The organism is Sinomonas terricola, from assembly GCF_034931225.1.
GTDB classification, from domain to species: domain Bacteria; phylum Actinomycetota; class Actinomycetes; order Actinomycetales; family Micrococcaceae; genus Sinomonas; species Sinomonas terricola.
The window spans coordinates 199,629-221,898 of record NZ_JAYGGQ010000005.1 but is presented as its reverse complement, the minus strand read 5'-3'; the positions used below and the strand labels follow the sequence as shown (position 1 = coordinate 221,898).

Sequence of the window (22,270 nt, the reverse complement as noted above, 5' to 3'; positions counted from 1 at the left end):
GCGCCATGGGACAGCACATCAGCAACGAGGCCCTCCTGAAGGGGGAGACCGACCCGCTCACCGACCGGGCCGTGCACCTGCTCAAGCTCGACGCCGTCGGCAAGCACTACGGCAACATCATCGCGCTGCGGGACGTGACCATGGCCGTGGACAACGGCCGCGTCACGTGCGTGCTCGGCGACAACGGCGCCGGCAAGTCCACGCTCATCAAGATCATCGCGGGCCTGCACCAGCACGACGAGGGCACCTTCGCCATCATGGGCGAGGAGCGCAGGCTCTCGAGCCCCCGCGAGGCCCTCGACTCCGGGATCGCGGCCGTCTACCAGGACCTCGCCGTCGTCTCCCTCATGCCGATCTGGCGCAACTTCTTCCTCGGATCCGAGCTCACGACCGGCGCCGGCCCGTTCAAGCGCATGGATGTGAACCGGATGAAGGAGATCACCAAGAAGGAACTCGCCGACATGGGCATCGACCTGCGCGATGTCGAGCAGCCCATCGGCCAGCTCTCTGGCGGCGAGCGCCAGTGCGTTGCGATCGCGCGGGCCGTGTACTTCGGGGCCAAGGTCCTCATCCTCGACGAGCCCACCGCGGCCCTCGGCGTCAAGCAGTCCGGCGTCGTGCTGCGCTACATCCTCCAGGCCCGCGACCGCGGCCTCGGGGTCATCTTCATCACCCACAACCCGCACCACGCCTACCCCGTCGGAGACCGGTTCCTGCTCCTCAAGCGCGGCCGCTCGATCGGCTACTACGACAAGAAGGACATCACTCTCGAAGAGCTCACGGCCCAGATGGCCGGTGGCGCCGAACTCGCCGAACTCGCCCACGAGCTCGAACAGCTTGGCGGCCACCGCGAAGCTCTCGCCGAGGCCAAAGCCGAAGTCAAGGCCGTCGGCATCGACTCGACGACCGCCTGACGCCGCACCCTCTGGCGGGACGTGGCCACGCGTCCGGCGGGACGTGGCCACGCGTCCGGCGGGACGTGGCCACGCGTCGGGGGTGGAACCAGCAGGGGCCCCGCACCATCGTTGGTGCGGGGCCCCTGCCGGTGTTCTCTGGCGGTGCCAGCGTTCCCCGTTGCGAGCGAGGGAACTCTATGCGCGGCGTACGAGCACGCCGTCAGACTTGAGGAAGAGCCGACGCGGCTGGTCGCCGTCGGCCTCGATCCACAGGACGTTGCCGCTGAGCGAGACTTCCTCGACCCTCCCGGTGGCGACGACCTGTGCATGCTTGACGATCTCGATCTGGTCCTCGGCCCGGAGTTCCGCCCAGTTCGCGAGCGGTGCCTGCTGCGCACTTCGCCTGGTCAGAACTGCCCCGCGTGCCTTCATGGTGATAACCCCTTCTTGAAGCCTGTCCCGTGCCTGCTGTGATCCGCGTCATTGCGGACACTCTTGTTTCTATCGGTTCCAGAACGTCCTCGCTATGTAACGTCGGACGACAAATCGTGGATACCGTTGTGCACTTCTCTAAGACTGTGGTCAGACCTCGGTGGAAGCCCGGATTCGGGCCTCCACAGAGGTCTCTGCATTCCGGCTAGGCCGGGGTCAGCGAAGGCCGCCCACGGCGTCGTTCACCGCGGCGAGCAGCTCTCCGCTCGCGAGGACACGGTCTGCATCCTCGAGCTCGGGCGACATGAAGCGGTCCGCTCCCGGACCTGGCACTATGCGCCGAAGGACCTCGATCGCCGCCGCGCCGCCGGGACCGGGGACGAGCACGCCGTCGGACGTCGCCGTCCGGATGTCGATGGCGCGGGCCGCCGTCACGAGCTCGATCGCGAGGACGCGGCGCAGGTTCTCGACGGCCTTGCGGAGCTTGCGCGCAGCGTGCCAGCCCATCGAGACGTGGTCCTCCTGCATCGCGGAGCTCGGGATCGAGTCCACAGACGCCGGGACGGCGAGCCGCTTGCAGTCGGAGACCAGCCCCGCCTGGGTGTACTGGGCGATCATGAGGCCCGAGTCGACGCCCGGATCGTCCGCGAGGAACGCCGGCAGGCCGTGCGAGCGGGCCGGGTCGAGCATACGGTCCGTGCGGCGCTCGGCCATCGACGCAAGGTCCGCGACGGCGATTGCGAGGAAGTCCAGCACGTACGCGACCGGTGCGCCGTGGAAGTTGCCGTTCGAGCTCACCCGGCCGTCTGGGAGCACCACGGGGTTGTCGATCGCGGCCTCGAGCTCGCGCTCGGCGACCGTGCGGGCGTGGGCGATCGTGTCCCGCGCGGCGCCCGCGACCTGCGGCGCGCAGCGCAGCGAGTAGGCGTCCTGGACGCGGCTGTCGCCGACCTTGTGCGACTCGACGATCTTCGAGCCGCGCAGCACCGCGAGCATGTTCGCGGCCGAATCGGCCTGGCCCGGATGGGGGCGCAGCGCGAAGTGGAGCTCAGGCAGGAACACCTGATCCGTGCCGAGGAGGCCGTCCACGGACAGCGCTGCCGTGACATCCGCCGTCTTGACGAGGGCGTCGAGGTCGTGGAGCGCCATGAGCAGCATGCCGAGCATGCCCTCTGTGCCGTTGACGAGCGCGAGGCCCTCCTTCTCCGCGAGGGTGACGGGCTCGATGCCGTGCTCGGCGAGGAGCTCCGCCGTCGTCCGCTGGCCGCGGCCGCCGAACACCTCGCCGTCGGGGCCCACGGCCTCGCCCTCGCCCATGAGGACGAGCGCGACGTGGCTGAGCGGGGCGAGGTCGCCCGAGCAGCCGAGCGAGCCGAATTCGCGCACGAGCGGGCTGATGCCCGCGTTGAGGAGCTTGACGAACGTCTCGAGGACCACGGGGCGAACGCCCGTGCGGCCCGACGCGAGGGTCTTGGCGCGCAGGAGCATGAGCGCGCGGACCACTTCGCGCTCGACGGCGGGGCCCATCCCCGCCGCGTGGCTGCGGATGAGCGACTTCTGGAGCTGCGTGCGAAGCTCCTGCGGGATGTGGCGGTTCGCGAGGGCGCCGAAGCCCGTCGAGATGCCGTACGCGGGGGTCTCGCTCGCGGCGAGCTCCTCGACGTGGGCGCGGACACGGGCCACCTCGGCGAGCGCCTCGGGGGCGATGCTCACGTGTGCGCCGTGACGGGCAACGGCGACGACTGCGGCCGCGGTGAGGCCGCTCGTCGAGAGGGTGACCTCGGTGGGGAGGCCGGTTTCAGGGGCAGTGAGGGTCATCTTGGATTCCTAAGGTGCGGTTCAATTCGCCACAATCCGCGAGCGTTCCGGGTGATTTCAGCGCCGTTCGGCTGTGAATTGTGGCGAATTGGACGGTGAGTCTCGGTCAGCGGCCAGCCATGGGGATCTTCACGCCGCGTTCGGCGGCGACCTCGACGGCCCGCTCGTAGCCGGCGTCGACGTGGCGGATGACGCCCATGCCGGGGTCGTTGGTGAGCAGTGCGGTGAGCTTGGCCGCCGCGAGCTCGGTGCCGTCGGCCACGGAGACCTGGCCGGCGTGGATCGAGCGGCCGATGCCCACGCCGCCGCCGTGGTGGATCGAGACCCACGTCGCGCCCGAGGACGCCGCGGTGAGGGCGTTGAGGAGCGGCCAGTCGGCGATCGCGTCCGAGCCGTCCTTCATGGCCTCGGTCTCGCGGTACGGCGAGGCGACGGAGCCCGAGTCGAGGTGGTCGCGCCCGATCACGATCGGCGCCTTGACCCTGCCCTCGGCGACGAGCTTGTTGAACAGGAGGCCGGCCTGGTGACGCTCGCCGTAGCCGAGCCAGCAGATCCGCGCGGGCAGGCCCTCGAACTCGACGAACTCCTCGGCCGCGTCGATCCAGCGGTGCAGGTGCTCGTTCTCGGGGAAGAGCTCCTTGATCGCCTGGTCGGTGACCTTGATGTCCTCCGGGTCCCCGGACAGGGCCACCCAGCGGAACGGGCCGAGGCCCTCGCAGAACAGCGGGCGGATGTACGCCGGGACGAAGCCGGGGAACTCGAACGCGCGCTCGTAGCCGCCCTTGCGGGCCTCGTCGCGGATCGAGTTGCCGTAGTCGAAGACCTCGGCGCCCTCGTCCTGGAACTCGACCATAGCCTGGACGTGGCGGGCCATCGCGTTCTGGGACTTCTTCGTGAAGCCGTCGGGATCGGCGGCGGCCTCTTCGTGCCACTGCTCGACCGTGTACTCGGTGGGGAGGTACGAGAGCGGATCGTGGGCGGAGGTCTGGTCGGTCACGATGTCCACCGTGAGCTCGCCCGCGCGGTGGCGGCGGAGGATCTCGGGGAACACCTCGGCGGCGTTGCCAACGTACCCGACCGAGAGCGCGCGGCCCTCGGCCTTCGCGGCGACGACCTTGGCGAGCGCGGCGTCGAGGTCCGTCTCGACCTCGTCGAGGTAGCGCTTGCCCGCACGGCGGCGGAGGCGGGTCTCGTCGACGTCGACGATCAGGACCGCGCCGCTGTTGAGCGTCACGGCGAGCGGCTGGGCGCCGCCCATACCGCCGCAGCCGCCGGTAAGGGTCAACGTGCCCTTCAAGGACCCGCCAAACCGCTTGGCCGCGACGGCAGCGAACGTCTCGTACGTGCCCTGCAGGATGCCCTGGGTGCCGATGTAGATCCACGAGCCGGCCGTCATCTGGCCGTACATCGTGAGACCCTCGGCCTCGAGGCGGCGGAACTCGGGCCAGTTCGCCCAGTCGCCCACGAGGTTCGAGTTCGCGATGAGCACGCGCGGGGCCCACTTGTTGGTGCGGAAGACGCCCACAGGCTTGCCGGACTGCACGAGGAGGGTCTCGTCGTCGTCCATGTCCTTGAGCGTGTCGACGATAGCGTCGAACGCCTTCCACGAACGCGCGGCGCGGCCCGTGCCGCCGTAGACGACGAGCTCGTCGGGGCGCTCCGCGACCTCGGGGTCGAGATTGTTCATGAGCATGCGCATCGGCGCCTCGGTCTGCCAGGACTTGGCCGTGATCTCGGTGCCGCGCGGGGCGCGCACCGGGCGCGCGCCCGTCGTGAAGTCGGCCTTGGGAGCCGGGGTGGTGGTGGTCATCGTGACTCCTGCGTCGGTGATGGTTGGCTAGCGATCCACGGGGATCTTCTGTATCCATGACACCGCGCGGGAGGGCGCAGAAACAGGGGGTTTGGAGGGGTGTTGTCCGGGATTCCAGACGTCTCTCAAGCAGCCCGCGGTCAGTCGGCGATGAGGCGCTTCCCGAAGGTCGCGACGTCGTCCTCGGCGTAGCCCTCGCCGCCGTAGAAGGCGTGGGCCTGCTCGTTGCCGCGCCGGACCATGAGCATGACCTTGGGGCAGCCCAGCTCGGTGAGCCGCACCTCGGCCTCGGCGATGAGCGTGCGCCCGATGCCGCGACCTTGGCGCGAGGGCGCGACGGCGAGGTAGTAGATCCAGCCGCGGTGCCCGTCGTACCCGCACATCGCGGTGCCGACGACGGCGTCGGCCTCCTCTGCGACGAGGAACAGGTCCGGCCAGGTCTTGACGGCGCGGTCTATGTCCTTGTGCGGGTCGTTCCAGGGCCGCGTGAGGCCCGCCTCGTGCCACAGGGCGACGACGGCGGCGCGGTCGGCTTCGGCGAAGGGGCGCAGGATCATGGGGCAACGGTACCGGGTGGCCCGGCGGGCCTGCATGAGACGGGTTCCGTCCGAGAGGACGCACTGAGGCTGACTTCTCGGACGGAACCCGTCTCCCGGCGCCGTCTACGCGGCCGGCTGGTCCTCGAAGATGACCTGGTCCACGAGGACGTGGCCCCACGACCCCGTCCCGTTGTCCACGACCTGCAGCTGGGCGGTCTGGCCGCTGAGGTCGGAGACGTTCCACGAGTTCCACGTGAGGTGCTCGCTGTTCTGGCCCGTCGCGGTGCGGACCACCTGGCCGTTGACCACGAGGTTCACGGTCGTCTGGTGATCGGCCTCGCCGCCCACGGCGCCCGGAACGCTGCTGAACACGATCTGGTCCACCATGATGTGGCCCCACGAGCCCGTCGCATGGTCAACCACCTGGATCTGGGCCTTCTGCCCGACGAGCGTGTGTACGTCCCAGCTCACGCCGGACATCGTCGAGGAGTTGTTCCCCGTGGCTGTGCGGACCACCTGGCCGTTCACCAAGAGGTTCACGGCCGCGGCCCCCGTCGATCCCCACGGGTGGTTCCCGCCCGCGATGAGGAAATCGATGTAGTCGCGCGTGATCGTGAACGTCGGCGACGTGATCGCCCCGGTGGATGAGTCTCCCCCGCCGACGTACGTGTCAAGCACCTTGGACCCGACCTGCCCCGGGAGGGACTCCGCCGTCGGCCCCTGGCTCGCGTAGCTGCCCGTCGCCGTCCACCCCGAACCCCACGTCGAGCCCTCGAAGTCCGCGAAGACGTCCGACGGCCGGGGGTTGTTCCCGCCGCCCGCGAGGAAGTTGACGTACGAGTGGCCGATCGTGAACGACGGCGACGTGAGCGTCCCCGTCGAGGCGTCGCCGCCGTTGTAGCTGTTGGCGAGCTTGCTCCCGAGGAAGCCCGTCACCGTCTGCTGGTTGGGGAGCGTCCCGGCGGCGGGCCCCGAGCCGAAGGCGGTTCCCGTCGTCGTCCACGATCCGTAGGTGCTGCCCTCGAAGTCCGCGTACGGCGCCGCGGGGTTCGCCTGCTCGGTCACGTTCGCATATTCGGTGATCGAGAGATTCGAGAACGTCGCGCTCCCGCCGATCGTGTAGAGCGAGATCCCGGTGTCGTAGGACGTGAAGAAGTCCTGGTTGGAGAGGACGGTCTTGCCGTCGCCGACGAACACCTCGACGCTTCCGTGGTCCACGAGGATGCGCAGGTGCACGGACGTGGTGCCGGCGGGCAGGGGCGCCTGCGACTGCTGGTAGGAGCCGAACGAGTACGGCACCTGATCCTGCGCCGAGCGGTCCACGTAGAGATTTCCGTTGTACACGCCGATGTTCGTGTGGCGGCTCGCGTCCTTGTTCTCGCCGATCGAGATGCCGACGTTGTTGAGCGCCGTCCAGCTCACGTCCGCGTCGAGCTCGTAGGCGGAGCCGTGGTAGTCAAGCGGGGTGCGCCCGTTCACAGTGACGTCCGCGGGCTTCACGGTCTTCGTCGCGTAGTTCGCAAGGTTCGGCGTGGGCTGCGAGAGGAGACTGTACACGCCGCCGCCCTCGGACTTGAGGCTCATCTGCCGCACGATCGAGTTCTGCCCGTTGTAGGAGTCCGTCGCATCCGTCGGCACCGTGTGCGGCGCGTAGTGCCAGTTGTTCATCCACCCGACGGCGTACCGCGAGGTGTCCGGGTTCGCGGCGTCGGGCCACGAGACCGCGGCGTACCAGTCCCAGCCCCAGTCGAGCCACTGCGGGTCGGCCTGGTCCGTCACGAACGAGCTCCCGTTCCACGTGCCCGTCCAATACGCGTACGTGTCCGGCTTGCCGCTGTAGTCGCCTTGCATGCTGCCGGCCATGACCCAGTGCCACGTGCCGTCGTCGGCCTTCATCTGGAAGATGTCCGGGCACTCGACGCCGCCGATGTTCGGCGATGTGTACGTGAAGTCGGTCTGGTGCGTCCACGTCTTGAGGTCAGGGGACGTGTAGAACACGATCTTCTGCTGCCGCCCGATCGCGGCGACCCAGTTCGAGTGTGCGGAATCCCAGACGATCTTCGGGTCGCGGAACCAGTCCGAGCCGTCCGGGTTCGCGATGACGGGGGCGCCGTACTGCGTGAACGTCGAGCCGCCGTCGGTCGAGTACCAGAGGTACTGGGACTGCTGGAAGGCGTCGCCGTCCGTGGGCTGGGTCGCGAGCGCGACGACGGCGCCCGCGCCGAAGCCTGCCGTGTTGTTCGTATCCACGACCGACGAGCCCGTCCAGACGGGGAAGTTGGTCTGGAGCGGGAGGGCGTCGCCTTGATCGTTGAACACGACGGTGTCCGACGACGTCGCATGTCGCCATCCGCCCGGTCCGTTGTCTTGCGTGCTGTGCAGGTAATACAGGTTGTACTTGCCGTTGAGATAGACGGGCCGCTGAGGGTCGCTCAGCCAGCCTTGGGGCGGGGTCATGTGGTACGCCGCGCGAAGGGGCGGCGGGACGATGCTGCCGACGGCACCAGCGCCCGGGAGGCTTGCGGTGACGAGGGTAGACGCGGAGATCATCGTGAGAACGGCGAAGACGGCCGAAAATCGCGCCTTCTTCGACGGCTTCGTTGCCGAGCGGGCCATGCACACCTCAATCGTCGTCGATACGGGATGCTAAAGCGTTTTAACAGATGTGAGGTTAGGGCATTTCCGACGGTTGATCAAGCGTTTAACCAAGACGAGTTTGGGCGTGATCCGCCTCACGGCCGTACACTGCGAGGACAATGACGTCGGATGAGGCAGCGGGTCGACGCGGCGACGCCGCGGGAGCGTCGGCACGGAAGAGATCAGGCCACCACGTGACCATGCGCGAGGTCGCGGAGGCTGCTGGCGTCTCGGTCGCGACCGTCTCCCTTGTCGTCAACAACAAGCCCGACGCGCGGATCGGCGCCGACGCTAGGCAACGCGTCCACGACGCGATCCGCGCCCTCGGCTACCGCCCCAACGCCCTCGCGAAGAACCTCGTGAGCGGCGGCTCGCGCTTCATCGGCCTCGTGACGGACGCGATCGCGACCACCCCGTTCGCCGGCCAGATCATCCACGGCGCGCAGGACGAGGCGTGGAAGCATGGCTACATCCTGCTCATCGCCAACATCGAGGGCAACGAGGAGGCCGAACGCGAGGCCATCTCGATGATGCTCGAACACCAGGTGCGCGGCGTCCTGTACTCGACGTGGTACCACCGCGCCGCCGCCGTGCCCGCGCCGCTGCGGGAGACCGACGTCGTCCTCGTCAACTGCTATTCCCCAGCAGGGGACGTGCGCGCGGTCGTCCCCGCCGAGGTCCAGGGCGGCAGGACGGCGACCGAGCTCCTGCTCCGCGAGGGCCACCGCCGGATCGCGATCATCAACACGACAACCCCCTCCCCCGCCCACGACGGCCGGCTCCGCGGCTACCGCGAGGCGCTCGAGGCGGCGGGCGTCGCCTACGATCCCGCGCTCGTCTTCAACGCCCAGCCCGACCAGTCCGGCGGGTACGACGTCGTCGAGCACCTGCTCGCCCAGGGCCCCACGGGCGTCTTCTGCCACAATGACCGCGTCGCAATGGGGCTCTACGACGGGCTCCGCGAGCGCGGGCTGTCCATCCCGGAGGATCTTGCGGTGGTCGGCTTCGACAACCAGGAGGTCATCGCCGCCCACCTGCGCCCGCCGCTCACGACCGTGGCCCTCCCCCACTACGAGCTCGGCGCGGCCGGCGTCCGCGTGCTGCTCGGCGTCGAGGACGCCCCAGGCGACGGCCGCGTCGAAGTCGCATGCCCCGCCGTCGTCCGCTCGTCAGTGGGGCCAGCGCAGGGAAAGGGAGCCGTCCCTCGAGCGGTGGGACTGCGGCGTTCCTGAGGCCCGACTGGGACTTACGCGGCTTTCGCCCCGGTCATGATCGCGACTGCGTCGGTCATGGAATGCGTCTGCGGGGTGATGGTGGCGGCTCGCTTGCCGAGGCGCTGGATATGGATCCGATCGGCAACGTCGAAGACGTGCGGCATGTTGTGGCTGATGAGGATGACCGGGATGCCCCGGTCTCTCAGCCGCAGGATGAGCTCGAGCACCTGGTTCGACTCCCTGACTCCGAGCGCGGCGGTGGGCTCGTCGAGCACGACGACCTTGGAGCCGAACGCGGCGGCGCGGGCGACGGCGACGGCTTGGCGCTGGCCGCCGGAGAGGTTTTCGATGGGCACGGTGACGTCCTGAAGAGTGGAGATACCGAGCTCTCGGAGTTCCGCCTTCGCATTCTCGCGCATCGTCTTGGTGTCGATGAGGCGAAGCATGCTGCCCAGGATGCCCGGGCGGCGGAGCTCGCGGCCGAGGTACATGTTGGCTGCGACGTCCAGCGCTGGAGAGACGGCGAGGGACTGGTAGACGGTCTCGATGCCGGCGTCGCGGGCGTCCTGGGGGCGGCGGAAATGGACCGGCTCGCCGTCGAGACGAAGCTCGCCGTCGTCCGGGATCTCCGCGCCGGTGAGGCATTTGATCAGCGTGGTCTTGCCCGCGCCATTGTCGCCGATGATGGCGAGCACTTCTCCGGGATAGAGGTCGAGGCTGACGCCGTCGAGGCCGACGACGTGGCCGTAGGTCTTGACGAGGCCCCGGGCGGAGAGAACGGGCACGCGCTGTTCGTCTGAGGTGCGTTCGATGGGGTTCACTTGCGGACCTTCCTGATCCACTGATCGATGGCGACGGCGGCGATGACGAGGATGCCGACTGCGAGGGTCTGGTAGAGGACGTCGAGGCCGATGAGTGCAAGTCCGTTGCGGAACACTCCGACGATGAGTGCGCCGAGCAGAGTGCCCCAGATGTTTCCGCGGCCGCCGAAGAGGCTCGTGCCGCCGATGACGACGGCGGTGATGGCGTTGAGGTTCGCGTCGGTCGCAGCGTTGGGGCTCGAGCCGAAGTCGCGGCCGATCTGGGTCCATGCGGCGATCACCACGATGGCGCCGGCGAGCATGTAGACGCTCAGCAGCACGCGGTTGACGCGGATGCCGGTCAGGCGCGCGGCCTCCTTGTCGTCGCCGACGGCGTAGACGTGGCGACCCCACGCGGTGCGGCCGAGCACGTAGGCCACCGCGAGGTAGAGCGCCGCCATGAGCACGACGCCGTAGCTGATGTCGACCCCCGCGAGCTTGAACGTTCCACCGGTCCAGGTGGCCAGGTCGGGCAGCTTGGTGCCCTGGACGGTGGCTCCGTTGGAGATCAGCAGCAGCAACGCGGTGAAGATGCTCAAGGTCCCGAGCGTGACGATGAAGGGAGGCAGGGCGAGCCGCGTGACCAGGATGCCGTTCAGCGCACCTGCGAGCAGGCCCGTGGCCAGGCCGGCGAGCAGGGCGAGGGGGGCTGGGAAGTGGAGCCCTGCGGCGGTGTTGCCCACGACCACTGAGCTGAGCACCATCGCTGCTCCGACGGAGAGGTCGATTCCGGCCGTGAGGATCACGAGGGTCTCGGCGATGCCGAGCACGCCGATCACGGCAACCTGCTGGGTGATCAGGGACAGATTGGCCGGGGCGAGGAAGTGGGGATTCAGAGCGCCGAACACCAGGATCGCGACCACGAGTACGACTCCGGGGCTGATCGCCGGGTAACGGTGCAGAACACCGCGGAGCCGGGCGACTGGGGTGCGGCGGTCGATGAACTCGCTGGCCGGGTCCGGCGCGGGCGGCCGCTCGGTGGGTGTCGGTGCTGGGGCGGGCGTTGTCATGGGTCTCCTCAGGGGATCGCTTCGTTCTGGGGGACGGCCGGGGCACCGGGCGGGCGCCCCAGCCGGACCGATCCTGTTACTTCGTGCCCCAGCAGGTGCTCGAGGCGGCATCGCTCGTGATGCTCTCGACCCCGCCGGCCGGCTTGTCGGTCACGAGCTTGGAGCCGGTGTTGTAGAAGTCGAGGCCGCTGCTCACGGCTGGCTTGGCGCCGCCGCGGGCGATGCTGGCAATCGCCTCCATGCCGAGCGAGGCCATCTTCGAGGGGTACTGCTGCGCGGTCGCGCTGATGATCCCCTGCTTCGCGTAGCCGACGCCGGCGCAGCCGCCGTCGATGCTCACGATCATGACGTCCTTGTCCTTGCCGGCGGCCTTGAGGGCTTGGTAGGCGCCGTAGGCGGCGGGCTCGTTGATTGTGTACACCACGTTGATGTTCGGGTTCTTCGACAGCAGCGTCTCCATCGCGCTCCGGCCCCCGTCCTCGGCCCCCTGGGAGGCTTGGTGGCCGACGATCTCGTAATCGCCACCCTGGCCACCGCTGTACTTGCCGGTCGCGGCCTCGCCGCCATTCTTGGACTTGTCCCCGGCGTCGATGCCCATGCCGTTCAGGAAGCCGTGATCGCGGTTCACGTCGACGGAGACGATCTGGTCGCTGAACAGGTCGAGCATGGCGATGACGGCCTTCTTGCCGCCGAGGGCCGAAGACGTCCACTTGCCGATCGACTGCCCGGCCGCGTAGTTGTCCGTCGCGAAGGTGATGTCCACGGTGTCCGCCGGGTCCGGCGGAGTGTCCAGGGCGATCACGTAGAGGCCGGCCTTGCGCGCCTTGGCGATCTCGTTGTTCACCGCAGGCCCGTTCGGGGTGATCAGGATGCCCTTGTCTCCACGCGAGATCGCGTTCTCGATCGCCTGGATCTGGGTGTCCGTGTCGCCGTCCTTCTTGCCCGCGGCCAGGGTGAGCTTCACGTTCGCCTTCTGGGCGTCCGCCTGGGCGGCGTCTTCCATCGCCACGAAGAACGGGTTGGTCGTGGTCTTCACGATCAGGCTGACCCCGACTGTCTCGTTCGCCCCGGCGGTCGAGCCAGATCCCGCCGCGCTCGACGAGGCGCACGCGCCCAGGCCCAGGGCGGCGACGGCAGCGAAGGCGGCGACGACGACGGTGCGGGTGCGGCGGGTGCCGGTGGTGGAGTGCGTCATTGCGTGTCCTCTCAGGTGTGGGGCCGGAACCCCTGACAACGATGTCAACGACAATTTGTAGACTCATGGCGGAGCCTTGGCAAGATAGCGTTGGCAAGAAGGAGGGCGCCGTAATGACATCGTTATCATCGGGCTCGGCGGACGCAGAGGCCCGCCGGGCGACAATCCGCGACGTCGCCCAGCTCGCCGGGGTAGGCATCAAGACCGTCTCCCGGGTCGCCAACGACGAGCCCAACGTGGCCCCGGCGACCGCCGAGCGGGTCCGGAAGGCGATGGCGCAGCTGCGCTGGGAACCCGATCTCGGTGCGCGAAACCTGCGCCGGTCGGACGGCCGGACGCACACCATCGGCCTGCTCGTCGGGAGCGTGACCAACCCGTTCGCAGCCCAGGTGAGCCGTGCGATCGAAGATGTCGCCGTGCGCCGCGGTTCTGCGGTGTTCACGTCGACCCTCGAGGAGGATCCCGATCGTGAGCTCGCCTCGATCGCAGCGCTCATGCGGCGGCGCGTCGACGGCATCGCGCTCATGCCGATCGCGCCGAGCCAGGCCTACCTGCAGGAGGAGATCGACCGTGGGCTCGCCGTCGTCTGCGTCGACCGTGAGCCGCGCGGGATCGCGCTGGACGCCGTCCGCTCGGACAGCCGCACTGCGGCGACGATCGCGACCAGGCATCTGCTCCGCCGCGGCCATCGGCGCATCGCGCTGCTGCTCGACCGGGAGGACCTCTGGACCGCCCAGCAGCGCCGGCTCGGATTCCTCGACGCGATTCGCGCCGTCGGCCTCGACACCGCGGACTGCCCGATCGTGCCCGGCCTGCGCGACGCCGAGTCCAGCGGCATGGCGGCGGCCCGCCTCATGAAATCGGCCACCCCGCCCACGGCCCTCTTCTGCGGAAAGAACCTCATCACCTTCGGCGCAGTACGCACGCTGCAGCGCCTCGGCCTGCAGCACCAGATCGCCGTCGTCGGCTTCGACGACTTCGAGTTCGCGGATCTCCTCGACCCCGGCGTGACCGTGATCGCCCAGCGCCCCAGCCAGATCGGACGGCTCGCCGCCGACAGGCTCTTCGCCAGGATCGAACGGCCGGGGCTATGGGTTCCCGAAGTGATCGACGTGCCCACCGACCTCATCGAGCGCGGCTCTGGAGAGATCCCACCGCCCATCGAGTGAGGCGATCACGGCATGCGGCGGCAGTCGCCGCGCGTGTCGCCCTGTCGCCACACACCGGCCGGCCGCGCCCCTCCCGCTCCGGGCACCCTCCCCCGCTCCGGTGCCGCTTCCCCGCTCCGGGCACCCTCCCCCGCTATTGGGCCGCTGCCCCGCGGCACAATAGCGGCGAGGCGGCACAGCTGCGGCCGGGCGGTCCCAACCTGCCGCGGAAGATTTTTGCTAAAACGCTTGACCACGGATTGTGACGCGCCTTACAGTCATGATGATCAAACGCTTTAGCAGACAGGACGTCACCGCAGATGTCACAGCAAGTCTTCTTCCAGCCCGGCGACGGCGGATGGGTCGGGGACGTGATCCCCTTCCAGCACGACGGCGAATTCTGGCTCTTCTACCTCCACGAGCTCCGCGAGGATCCCAAGCCCGGAACCGCCTGGAACCTCGTCACGACGAAGGACCTCACCCAGTTCGTGGACCACGGCGTCTCGCTCCCCCACGGCACAGCGGACGAGCCGGACTTCAACGCCTACACGGGCTCCGTGGTGCTCGACGACTACGGCGTCCACCACCTCTTCTACACGGGCCAGAACCCGCAGCGGCTCGGGGCCGACGGCCTCCCGCTCCAGCTCGTCATGCACGCGACGAGCCTCGACGGCATGAAGACGTGGGCCAAGCTCCGCAACCTCACGTTCGGCGCGCCCGAGGGCTACGAGACGGCCGACTGGCGCGACCCCTTCGTCTTCCGCGACCCCGACGGCGTGTGGCGGATGCTCGTCGCGGCGCGTCACACCGACGGGCCCGAGCGGCGCCGCGGGCTCATCGCCCAGTACGTCTCGCGCAACCTCCTGCACTGGAGCAAGGCCGAGCCGTTCTGGGATCCGCGGCGCTACATCATGCACGAATGCCCGGATGTCTTCCAGTGGGGCGACTGGTGGTACCTCGTCTACTCCGAGTTCTCCGACTCGTTCAGCACGCGGTACCGCATGGCGAAATCCTCCGACGGCCCGTGGACCGTCCCCGACCTCGACACCGTGGACGGGCGCGCGTTCTACGCGTCGAAGTCCGCGGAGCGTGAAGGCCGCCGCTTCTTCTTCGGCTGGATCGCGAGCAAGGAGGGAGCGGCCGACGACGGCGCCTGGCAGTGGGCCGGCACCCTCGCCGTCCTTGAAGCGCGCCAGAACGACGACGGGACGCTCGCGTTCGGCTTCTCGGACGAGCTTGTCGAGAGCTTCTGGGACGACGTACCGGTCTCCTTCGGCGAGCCGCTCCCCGCGCGGCTCAGCGCCCCCGACGGCTACCGCGCACTCGTCTCGGAGGAAGTCCTCCCCGGGCAGTTCTACGCGCGGGCGGACTTCGCGATCGATGCAGGTACCACCGAGTGCGGCCTCCTGCTCCGGGCGAGCGACGACGGTGACGAGTCCTACGTCGTGCGGCTCGAGCCGAAGCGGGGTCGGGTCGTGTTCGACCGCTGGCCGCGCCAGTCGACAGGCCCCGGCCAGTGGGAGATCTCGGGGGACGTGGCCTTCGAGATCGAACTAGAACGACCGTGCTACTTGCCTCCGGGCGAGCACACGCTCGAGGTGATCGTCGACGGCGATGTGTGCGTCGCCGTCGTCGACCGTCGCGTGGCCCTCAGCACGCGCATCTACGACCGGAAGGCCGGCCGGCTCGGAGTCTTCGTTGGGGAAGGCTCCGCGGCGGTCGAGTCGCTCGCTGTCCGTCAACGCACTGCCACCTGAAGAGCCTTCTCATCCCCAAGAAAAGCACCCGGAATCAAAGGAGATTGACCCCCATGAAACGACTCCTCCGCTCGAGACTCTGCCGCACCGCGGCGGTTGCTGCGGTTGCCGCGTTGGCCCTCGCCGGCTGCGGCGGCGGCCCGTCGAGCAGCCCCACGAACGTGAGCCCGACCGGCCAGATCGTGCCCCGGCAGATCTCGTGGCTCCTCTCGCGGCCCGCCGACGGCTCGGTCATCACGATCATGAAGAAGCTCGCCGACGATTACGCGAAGGACCACCCCGGCTTCTCGCTCAACCTCATCACGACGCCCGACCGGCCGTCCTACATCCAGAAGTACGAGACCCTCGCGGCCGCGGACAAGCTCCCCGAGCTCTTCGACACGGACGCGACGCCGTTCGCCCAGCAGCTCGCGAAGCAGGGCAAGATGATGGACGCGGGCAAGATGCTCAAGGACCTCGGCCTCTACGACAACTTCCGGCCCGCGGCCCTCGACTACCAGCGCTTCGACGACGGCTCGCTCTACATGGTCCCGATGCAGTTCGAGCTCGAGTACTTCTGGTACAACAAGTCGCTGTTCCAGAAGGCTGGCGTCTCGGTGCCCACGTCCCTCGACGACATCCCGGCCATGTGCACGGCCCTGCGCAAGGCGGGCATCACGCCGATCGCTCTCGACGGCCAGGACCAGTGGCCGCTCGAGCGCTACGTCTCATACCAGCCGTTCCGGGCCGCCGGGCCTGACTACGTCACGAGCCTCAAGAAGGGCCAGGCCAAGTTCGCCGACGCCCCCGGCCAGAAGGCCGTGAGCTGGCTCGACGCCCTCGGCAAGGCGAAGTGCTTCTCCGACGGCTTCTCGTCCCAGGGCTACTCGGACGCCCAGAACGCGTTCACCTCCGGCCAGGCGGCCATGTACAACATCGGCACGTGGGAGCTCTCGAGCCTCGCGACGGACAAGCTCAACCCGGCCGTCCGGAACGACATCGACTTCTTCACGCTCCCGACCACCTCGGCTTCGGTCACGAAGGCCAACGAGTTCGTCTCCCCCTCGGGCATCGGCATGGCCGTCAACGCCAAGACCTATGACCCGCTCGTGGCCGACTTCCTCAAGTTCGCCCTCACGAAGTACCCGGCCGAGTACGCGGCCACGGGAGCGCTCGCCCCGACGACGAACGTCCAGACGACGATCCCGGCCAACGCGACGCCGCTCTACAAGAAGGCGCTCGAGAAGGCCAACGACCTCGGCACCAAGCAGATCATGCCGTGGGACACGCAGCTCGACCCGACGAGCAACACGCGCCTCCAGCAGGAGCTCACGCTCCTCGTCCAGGGCAACACGTCCCCGGCCGACTTCACGAGCACGATGGACAGCACCATCGCGCAGAACGCGCCCAAGTTCTTCAAGTAAGAACCACTCTTCGAACCAGTCCCCCACGGCGGGGGAGCCCCGGCTCCCCCGCCCGAAAGGCACATCATGCTTCCCACCCGATCGAGGATCTCGGTCCTCGTCTTCCTCCTCCCCCCGCTGCTCGTCTACGGCGCGGCCGTACTGTTCCCGATCCTCCAGTCCCTCGTCCTGAGCTTCTTCTCGTGGAACGGGATCGGGGACGTGGAGTTCGTCGGCCTCGCCAACTACGTGCACATGCTCACGCACGATGACGTGTTCTGGAGGTCCTTCCTCAACGCGATCGGCTACCTCGCGATCTGCCTCGTGCTCCAACTCGGGGGCGCGCTCGTCGTCGCAAGCCTTCTCCTCTCGCTCCGCCGCGGGCGCGAGCTCGTCAAGACCCTGTACCTCCTCCCGGCCGTCATCTCGACCGTCGCGATCGCGTTCCTCTTCGAACGGATCTACTCGCTCGACCCGGTCGGCCTGCTCAACCAGGTGCTCTCGTGGCTCGGCCTCGGGGCGCTCGAACGGCCCTGGCTCTCGGACGTCAACACCGTCCTCGCCGCCGTCTCCGCCCCCGAGGGCTGGCGGTTCACGGGCCTCTACATGCTCATCATCTACGCGGCACTCCTTGCGGTGCCGCGCGAACTCGAAGAGGCCGCGATCCTCGACGGCGCCTCCCGCTGGCAGCTCTTCACGAAGATCCGCTTCCCGTACATCCGGCCCGTGTGGATCACGACGACGATCATGGCGACGACGTACGGCCTCCGCGGCTTCGACATCCCCTACCTCATGACCAACGGCGGTCCCGGCCAGTCCTCCGAGCTCGTCACCACCTACATGTATAAGACAGCGTTCACGAGCACGGACTACGGCTACGCGAGCACGATCTCGGTCTTCATCGTCGCCGAGTGCCTCGTCGCGGTTGGCCTCATCGTGCTCATGCTGAGGCGAAAGGCGGACGCATGATCACGCACCCAGCCCCGGCCGCGGTTCGCACCGCTGCACCGCAGCCCTCCCCCGCGGCGGCGCGGCGCCGTCGTCGTTCGCGCCCCAACGTCTACAAGACGCTCTCGCGCGTGCTCGTCATCGTGATCGTCATCGCACAGGTCTACCCGCTCGCATGGCTCTTCATCACGAGCCTGCGGACCGAGCAGGACTTCGCGTCCGGGAACCCGTTCGCGCTCCCGAGCGCGCTGACCCTGGACAACTACGCGCGGGCGTTCGCCGTGGGGAACCTCGGGCAGAACATCCTCAACAGCTTCATCGTGACGATGGGCGCGAACCTGCTCATCGTCGTGCTCGGCATGATGGCCGCGTACGCGATCCAGGTCCTCGGCTTCCGGCTCAGCAAACTCGTCCGTGCCGTGTTCCTCATGGGCATCATCGTGCCCGTGCAGATCGCGCTCGTGCCGCTCTTCATCGACTATTCGAAGATCGGCCTGCTCGACACGTACCAGTCGATGATCATCCCGCTTGCCGGGTTCGCGCTGCCGATGTCCGTGTACCTGTTCTCGTCCTTCTTCGAGTACATCCCTCGGGAGACGTACGAAGCCGCGTCGATCGACGGCGCCGGGCCGTACCGGATCTTCGGGCTCATCACGCTGCCGCTCTCGCTCAACACCGTCGTCACCGTCGTGCTCGTCAACAGCATCTTCATCTGGAACGACTTCATCTTCGCCAACACCTTCGTGCTCACCGAGGGCCTCAAGACGATTCCGCTCGGGCTGCAGAACTACATCGGCGCGATGGGCAAGACCGACTGGACGGCGACGTTCGCGGCCGTGTGCGTGACCGTCACGCCGCTTCTGCTCGTGTTCCTCGTGCTCAACAAGGCCATGATCCAGGGCCTCGAATCCGGGGCGACGAAGGGATGACGCCCGCGCGCCCCGCGACGCTCCGCGAGGTCGCCGAGGCGGCGGGGGTCTCGCCGTCGACCGTCTCCCTCGTGGTCAACAAGAAGAAGGACGCGCGGATCTCGGCCGAGACCCGGCGCCGCGTCCGGGACGCGATCCGAGACCTCGGCTACCGGCCGAACGCGCTCGCGAAGACCCTCGTGAGCGGGAGCTCACGGTTCATCGGCCTCGTCGCGGACGCGATCGCAACTACCCCGTTCGCCGGCCAGATCATCCACGGCGCCCAGGACGAGGCGTGGAAGCACGGCTACGCGCTCCTCATCGCGAACACCGAGGGCAACAGCGACCTCGAGAAGGACGCGATCACGATGATGCTCGAGCACAAGGTGCGCGGCATCCTCTACTCGACGTGGTTCCACCGCGTCACCGAGATCCCCGAGGCGCTGCGCGAGGCGGACTTCGTGCTCGTGAACTGCTTCGCGGCCGAGGACGGCGTCCGCGCCGTCGTACCGGACGAGGCGCAGGGCGGCCGCGAGGCGACCGAGCTGCTCATCCGGGCGGGGCATCGGCGGATCGCGTTCATCAACGCGACGATCCCCGCACCCGCGAAGGACGGACGGCTTGCGGGGTACCGGGCAGCGCTCGACGACGGCGGGCTGGCCTTCGACCCCGCGCTCGTCCTCGAGGCGTACCCCGACCAGGAGGGGGGCTACGACGCCGTCCCTGCGCTCCTCGCGCTCGGGGCCACGGCGGTGTACTGCTACAACGACCGCATGGCCGCGGGCCTCTACGACGGCCTGCGCGAGCGCGGAGTCTCCGTGCCGGGCGATCTCTCCGTGGTCGGCTTCGACAACCAGGAGGTCATCGCGGCCCACGTACGCCCGCCGCTCTCTACCGTCGCGCTCCCCCACGACGAGCTCGGCGCCGCGGGGATCCGCCTCCTGCTGGGGCTCGACTCGCCCGAGGAGTCGATCGTGAAGGTCGAGTGCCCGCCCGTCGAACGGGCCTCGGTTGCGGCGACGGACGCAGCGTTCACCACTCCGCCGGACGCCGCGCGCTGAGCGGCCACGTTCGCTGGACGAACGAGCGTCCCCGGCGGGTGGCCGGGGACGCTGTCCTTTCCGAGGGTGTATTCCCTACGGCTCAGCCGTTGACGATGGTGAAGCTCTCAACACCGCAGGCAGACGAGGCCGTGAGGTTGTTGCTGTCACCTGAGTAGCTGGACGCCCAGCGCCACGTCCCGGCCGTGATGGCGTGGAAGGTGGAGTTGGCGGTGCTGTAGGTGCCGTTCCCGTTGACGCTCACCGTTTGGCTCAGCACCGGGGTCCCCGAGCACGTCGCGTCGCTCGGAGCGTACAGGTTGAAGGTGACCGTCCCGGTGGGGCTGAATCCGCCGGACAGCGTGAAGTTGTCGTTCGGGATCAGATCCTGCGCGGTGGCCACGGTCGGCTGCGCTTTGTTGACCACGACCTGCTCTGCCGTGCAGGGGCTCGTGGCGCCGTTGTTGTTCGCGTCACCGCTGTACACCGCCTGCCAGTAGTAGGTACCTGCGGTGTTGAACGTGATCGCGTTCGAACCGGGCACCACGCCGTTGATGACGCTCACGGTCCCGGCATCCTGGGCACCCGCCGTGCAGGTGTCGTTGGTGTAGACGGTGTAGGTCACGGTGCCGCCCGCTGTGGACGTTGCCCCGGTGAGAGTGGCGGAATCCTGGACGGAGCCACCGAGATCGACCGTCGTGGCGGACAATGTCGTACCAATGGTGGGGCTGGCGTTGATGTGGTTGGTGTAGGTGCAGTCGACGTTGCCGCCCGCACCCATCTGGACGCTCAGGGTGGCCCCGTTGATCGTGACGCTCGTGTTCGCTCCGGTCACCGTGCCGCATGTGAGGCTCTTGAGCGTCCAGCCCGCCGCCGTCTGTGCTGCCGTGAGATTCTCGGTGATCGTCGACGTTCCAGGTTGGATGCCGGTGTATTGCTTCTGCCCGCCGTTGCTCAGCGTGAAGCCGGCGGTCCCGATCTGGCCTGTGGGAGCGTAGTTGAAGGTCGAGTCTCCGTTCTCTGTCACCTTGTGGATCGTGATCATCCCACAGTTGGAGATCGACACGGGGATAGGTGCGATGAAGTCCTTGATCTCGGCGGTGAACGAGGACGAGGACCGGCTCTTGGCGAACGCGCTGCCGAATGCCTCGCAGGTCCCCTGGGGGAACACGCCGGCGGCGGTCAGGTCAATCGATGCCTCGCCGAAGAGGCCCACGCCCAGTTGCGCTTGCGGGGTTTGGAGCGGATCCGCCACCGGAACTGTATTGACGGCGCCTTCGGACGACGACGAACCCAGGGTGGTGTGGCTGCCCCAGCAGGGCAGCGAGTTAGCGGAGAAGCACTGGCTCACTGTGTTGCCCGCGGCAGCAGTAAGCCATCTGTTGATGCCCAGGGTCGGGGTGCCGCTGCCGGAGAAATCGTAGGTGACCAGGACGTCGCCTGCTGTCCGGTTGAGGGTCACAGGCCCCGTGGTCGTGCTGGCGAAGCCCGACGTGGGGTTTTGGTTGATTTCGAAGTCGAGGTTGGCGTTGCCGATGTTGACCAGGCGTTCCCACGCCAGATAGAGGTAGGTGTGGCCGTTGCCTGCCGTCTCGGACGCCTCGTAGAACCTCGTGAGATCGTTCTTGTTGGGCGGAATGGAGCCGGTCACGACGGACACGTTGGAATTGTCTTCTTTCGTTCCTTGTCCGAAGGAGTTGTCTCCACTGCCCGACGGCAAATCGATGCCCTTGTGGACGCCTGCCACGTTGTTCCAGTCGGTGTCGCCTGCAGTATTGGTGATCAGGTTCCCGTCATTGCCTTCGAACGTGCTGCCAGCAAGGTTCGCCTGCGCTGCGGTGGCCCCGCTGAGGACCAGGGCCAGACAGGCGATACCAGCGCCCAGTTCTGTGATTGTTCTGTTTCTCATGGGATGCTCATTTCCGAATAAGCAATAGCGTGTGTGCGGCGGATAAGTTTCATAGGACGGCTGTTCCGGGGAACGAATCCGCGGCGGGCGTTCGCCGCTGCGGGCCGGCCCTCAGACAGCCGAGAAACGGGCACCGCACAGGCGGCATCGCCCTATGAGCCCGCTGAATCCAGCGAGCTGCGCTCCCCAGCGCCCCGCGACGGCCGGCCGGTGCGGGCCGTCACGGCGGTCATCGGCAGCAGGGCCGGAAAGGTTACTCACCGAATACAGAAGACTCTCGCGAGGACGGCGCGCTGGCATCGACGACCCGGTCCCCAGCCTCGAGCAGCTCCGCGACGGCGAGCTCGGTCCGCACATGTGAGGGACCCGCCCGCGCGCGGCGAAGACGCGCTCCCCAGGGAGCGGGGGCAGGTATAAGGGAGACTGCCTGCGTATTGGACCAAATACTCGCCGCCTCTTTTTCGGGTACTTGCTTCTCATGCGGCTCTCGATCCCGCCATGTAGGGTTTTATTTGAAGCGCACGAAACGAGTATTTGGGACTTAGACTTCCGTCGGCCTGAAAGTCGGGTAGACGATCTTGCCGGTTGAGGCGTGTTCTTCTTTTACTGAATGAGGGCATCGCCTTTGCCTGCCGGCCGATGTTGCCTTTGGCGCAATGCTGCTCGCCTGCGCCCGAAAATTCAACGCCTAAAGGTTTCATGATGCGCGGACTTTCAAACAGGACAAGCAGGAACGGGGCAGGAGCCGCAACCGCGGCTCCGTTCGC

The 22,270-nt window shown here is 67.9% G+C and carries 17 protein-coding genes; 8 read left to right on the top strand and 9 right to left on the bottom strand.

The features are described from left to right. The first annotated feature begins 5 nt into the window (after positions 1–5). On the top strand, positions 6–914 hold the full coding sequence (locus SPF06_RS09170) for an ATP-binding cassette domain-containing protein (RefSeq protein WP_323278733.1): 909 nt from the start codon (positions 6–8) through the stop codon (positions 912–914). 177 nt (positions 915–1,091) lie between these two features. On the opposite strand, the gene SPF06_RS09165 is transcribed toward SPF06_RS09170, so the two are convergent. From SPF06_RS09165 to SPF06_RS09145, 5 genes are all read right to left on the bottom strand, one after another. Then, positions 1,092–1,328, bottom strand: a complete 237-nt coding sequence (locus SPF06_RS09165; RefSeq protein ID WP_323278732.1) for a hypothetical protein — start codon at positions 1,326–1,328, stop codon at positions 1,092–1,094. Positions 1,329–1,544: 216 nt separating this feature from the next. Further along, positions 1,545–3,146 (bottom strand): histidine ammonia-lyase, encoded by a 1,602-nt coding sequence (hutH, locus tag SPF06_RS09160; RefSeq protein ID WP_323278731.1) that lies wholly within the window; start codon positions 3,144–3,146, stop codon positions 1,545–1,547. 106 nt (positions 3,147–3,252) lie between these two features. Beyond that, the gene (gene hutU, locus SPF06_RS09155; RefSeq protein WP_323278730.1) at positions 3,253–4,956 is read right to left on the bottom strand and encodes a urocanate hydratase; all 1,704 of its coding nucleotides are present in this window, start codon (positions 4,954–4,956) and stop codon (positions 3,253–3,255) included. Positions 4,957–5,096: 140 nt separating this feature from the next. Further along, a complete protein-coding gene (locus SPF06_RS09150) occupies positions 5,097–5,513 on the bottom strand; it encodes a GNAT family acetyltransferase (protein WP_323278728.1) in 417 nt (138 codons plus the stop codon). A gap of 105 nt (positions 5,514–5,618) precedes the next feature. After that, complete coding sequence (locus tag SPF06_RS09145; protein WP_323278727.1) at positions 5,619–8,111, bottom strand: glycoside hydrolase family 32 protein; 2,493 nt, start codon at positions 8,109–8,111, stop codon at positions 5,619–5,621. 140 nt (positions 8,112–8,251) lie between these two features. On the opposite strand from SPF06_RS09145, the gene SPF06_RS09140 reads away from it, so the two are divergent. Further along, entirely contained in the window at positions 8,252–9,364 is a 1,113-nt protein-coding gene (locus SPF06_RS09140; RefSeq protein ID WP_428985740.1) for a LacI family DNA-binding transcriptional regulator, read from the top strand. Positions 9,365–9,378: 14 nt separating this feature from the next. On the opposite strand, the gene SPF06_RS09135 is transcribed toward SPF06_RS09140, so the two are convergent. The 3 genes from SPF06_RS09135 to SPF06_RS09125 form a co-directional block, all read right to left on the bottom strand. After that, the gene (locus SPF06_RS09135) at positions 9,379–10,167 is read right to left on the bottom strand and encodes an ATP-binding cassette domain-containing protein (RefSeq protein ID WP_323278726.1); all 789 of its coding nucleotides are present in this window, start codon (positions 10,165–10,167) and stop codon (positions 9,379–9,381) included. After that, positions 10,164–11,216, bottom strand: coding sequence for an ABC transporter permease (locus SPF06_RS09130; RefSeq protein WP_323278725.1), 1,053 nt, complete (start codon positions 11,214–11,216; stop codon positions 10,164–10,166). The genes SPF06_RS09135 and SPF06_RS09130 overlap by 4 nt, the downstream gene beginning before the upstream one ends. 76 nt (positions 11,217–11,292) lie before the next feature. After that, a complete protein-coding gene (locus SPF06_RS09125; protein WP_323278724.1) occupies positions 11,293–12,411 on the bottom strand; it encodes a substrate-binding domain-containing protein in 1,119 nt (372 codons plus the stop codon). Between the two features lie 113 nt (positions 12,412–12,524). Here SPF06_RS09125 and SPF06_RS09120 point away from each other — a divergent pair, with 113 nt between their 5' ends. The 6 genes from SPF06_RS09120 to SPF06_RS09095 all read left to right on the top strand — a co-directional run bounded on the left by SPF06_RS09120 (position 12,525) and on the right by SPF06_RS09095 (position 19,615). Then, positions 12,525–13,580, top strand: coding sequence for a LacI family DNA-binding transcriptional regulator (locus SPF06_RS09120; protein ID WP_323278723.1), 1,056 nt, complete (start codon positions 12,525–12,527; stop codon positions 13,578–13,580). 299 nt (positions 13,581–13,879) lie between these two features. Beyond that, on the top strand, positions 13,880–15,316 hold the full coding sequence (locus tag SPF06_RS09115) for a GH32 C-terminal domain-containing protein (protein ID WP_323278722.1): 1,437 nt from the start codon (positions 13,880–13,882) through the stop codon (positions 15,314–15,316). Positions 15,317–15,369: 53 nt separating this feature from the next. Then, entirely contained in the window at positions 15,370–16,719 is a 1,350-nt protein-coding gene (locus SPF06_RS09110) for an ABC transporter substrate-binding protein (RefSeq protein ID WP_323278721.1), read from the top strand. 66 nt (positions 16,720–16,785) lie between these two features. Then, positions 16,786–17,667, top strand: coding sequence for a carbohydrate ABC transporter permease (locus SPF06_RS09105; RefSeq protein ID WP_323278720.1), 882 nt, complete (start codon positions 16,786–16,788; stop codon positions 17,665–17,667). Next, positions 17,664–18,575 (top strand): carbohydrate ABC transporter permease, encoded by a 912-nt coding sequence (locus tag SPF06_RS09100; protein WP_323278719.1) that lies wholly within the window; start codon positions 17,664–17,666, stop codon positions 18,573–18,575. The genes SPF06_RS09105 and SPF06_RS09100 overlap by 4 nt, the downstream gene beginning before the upstream one ends. Next, positions 18,572–19,615: a LacI family DNA-binding transcriptional regulator gene (locus SPF06_RS09095; protein WP_323278718.1), complete on the top strand. Its 1,044-nt coding sequence runs from the start codon at positions 18,572–18,574 to the stop codon at positions 19,613–19,615. The genes SPF06_RS09100 and SPF06_RS09095 overlap by 4 nt, the downstream gene beginning before the upstream one ends. A gap of 82 nt (positions 19,616–19,697) precedes the next feature. Here the strand turns inward: SPF06_RS09095 and SPF06_RS09090 are convergent, their stop codons facing one another. After that, positions 19,698–21,503 (bottom strand): prealbumin-like fold domain-containing protein, encoded by a 1,806-nt coding sequence (locus tag SPF06_RS09090; protein ID WP_323278717.1) that lies wholly within the window; start codon positions 21,501–21,503, stop codon positions 19,698–19,700. Between the last annotated feature and the right edge of the window lie 767 nt (positions 21,504–22,270).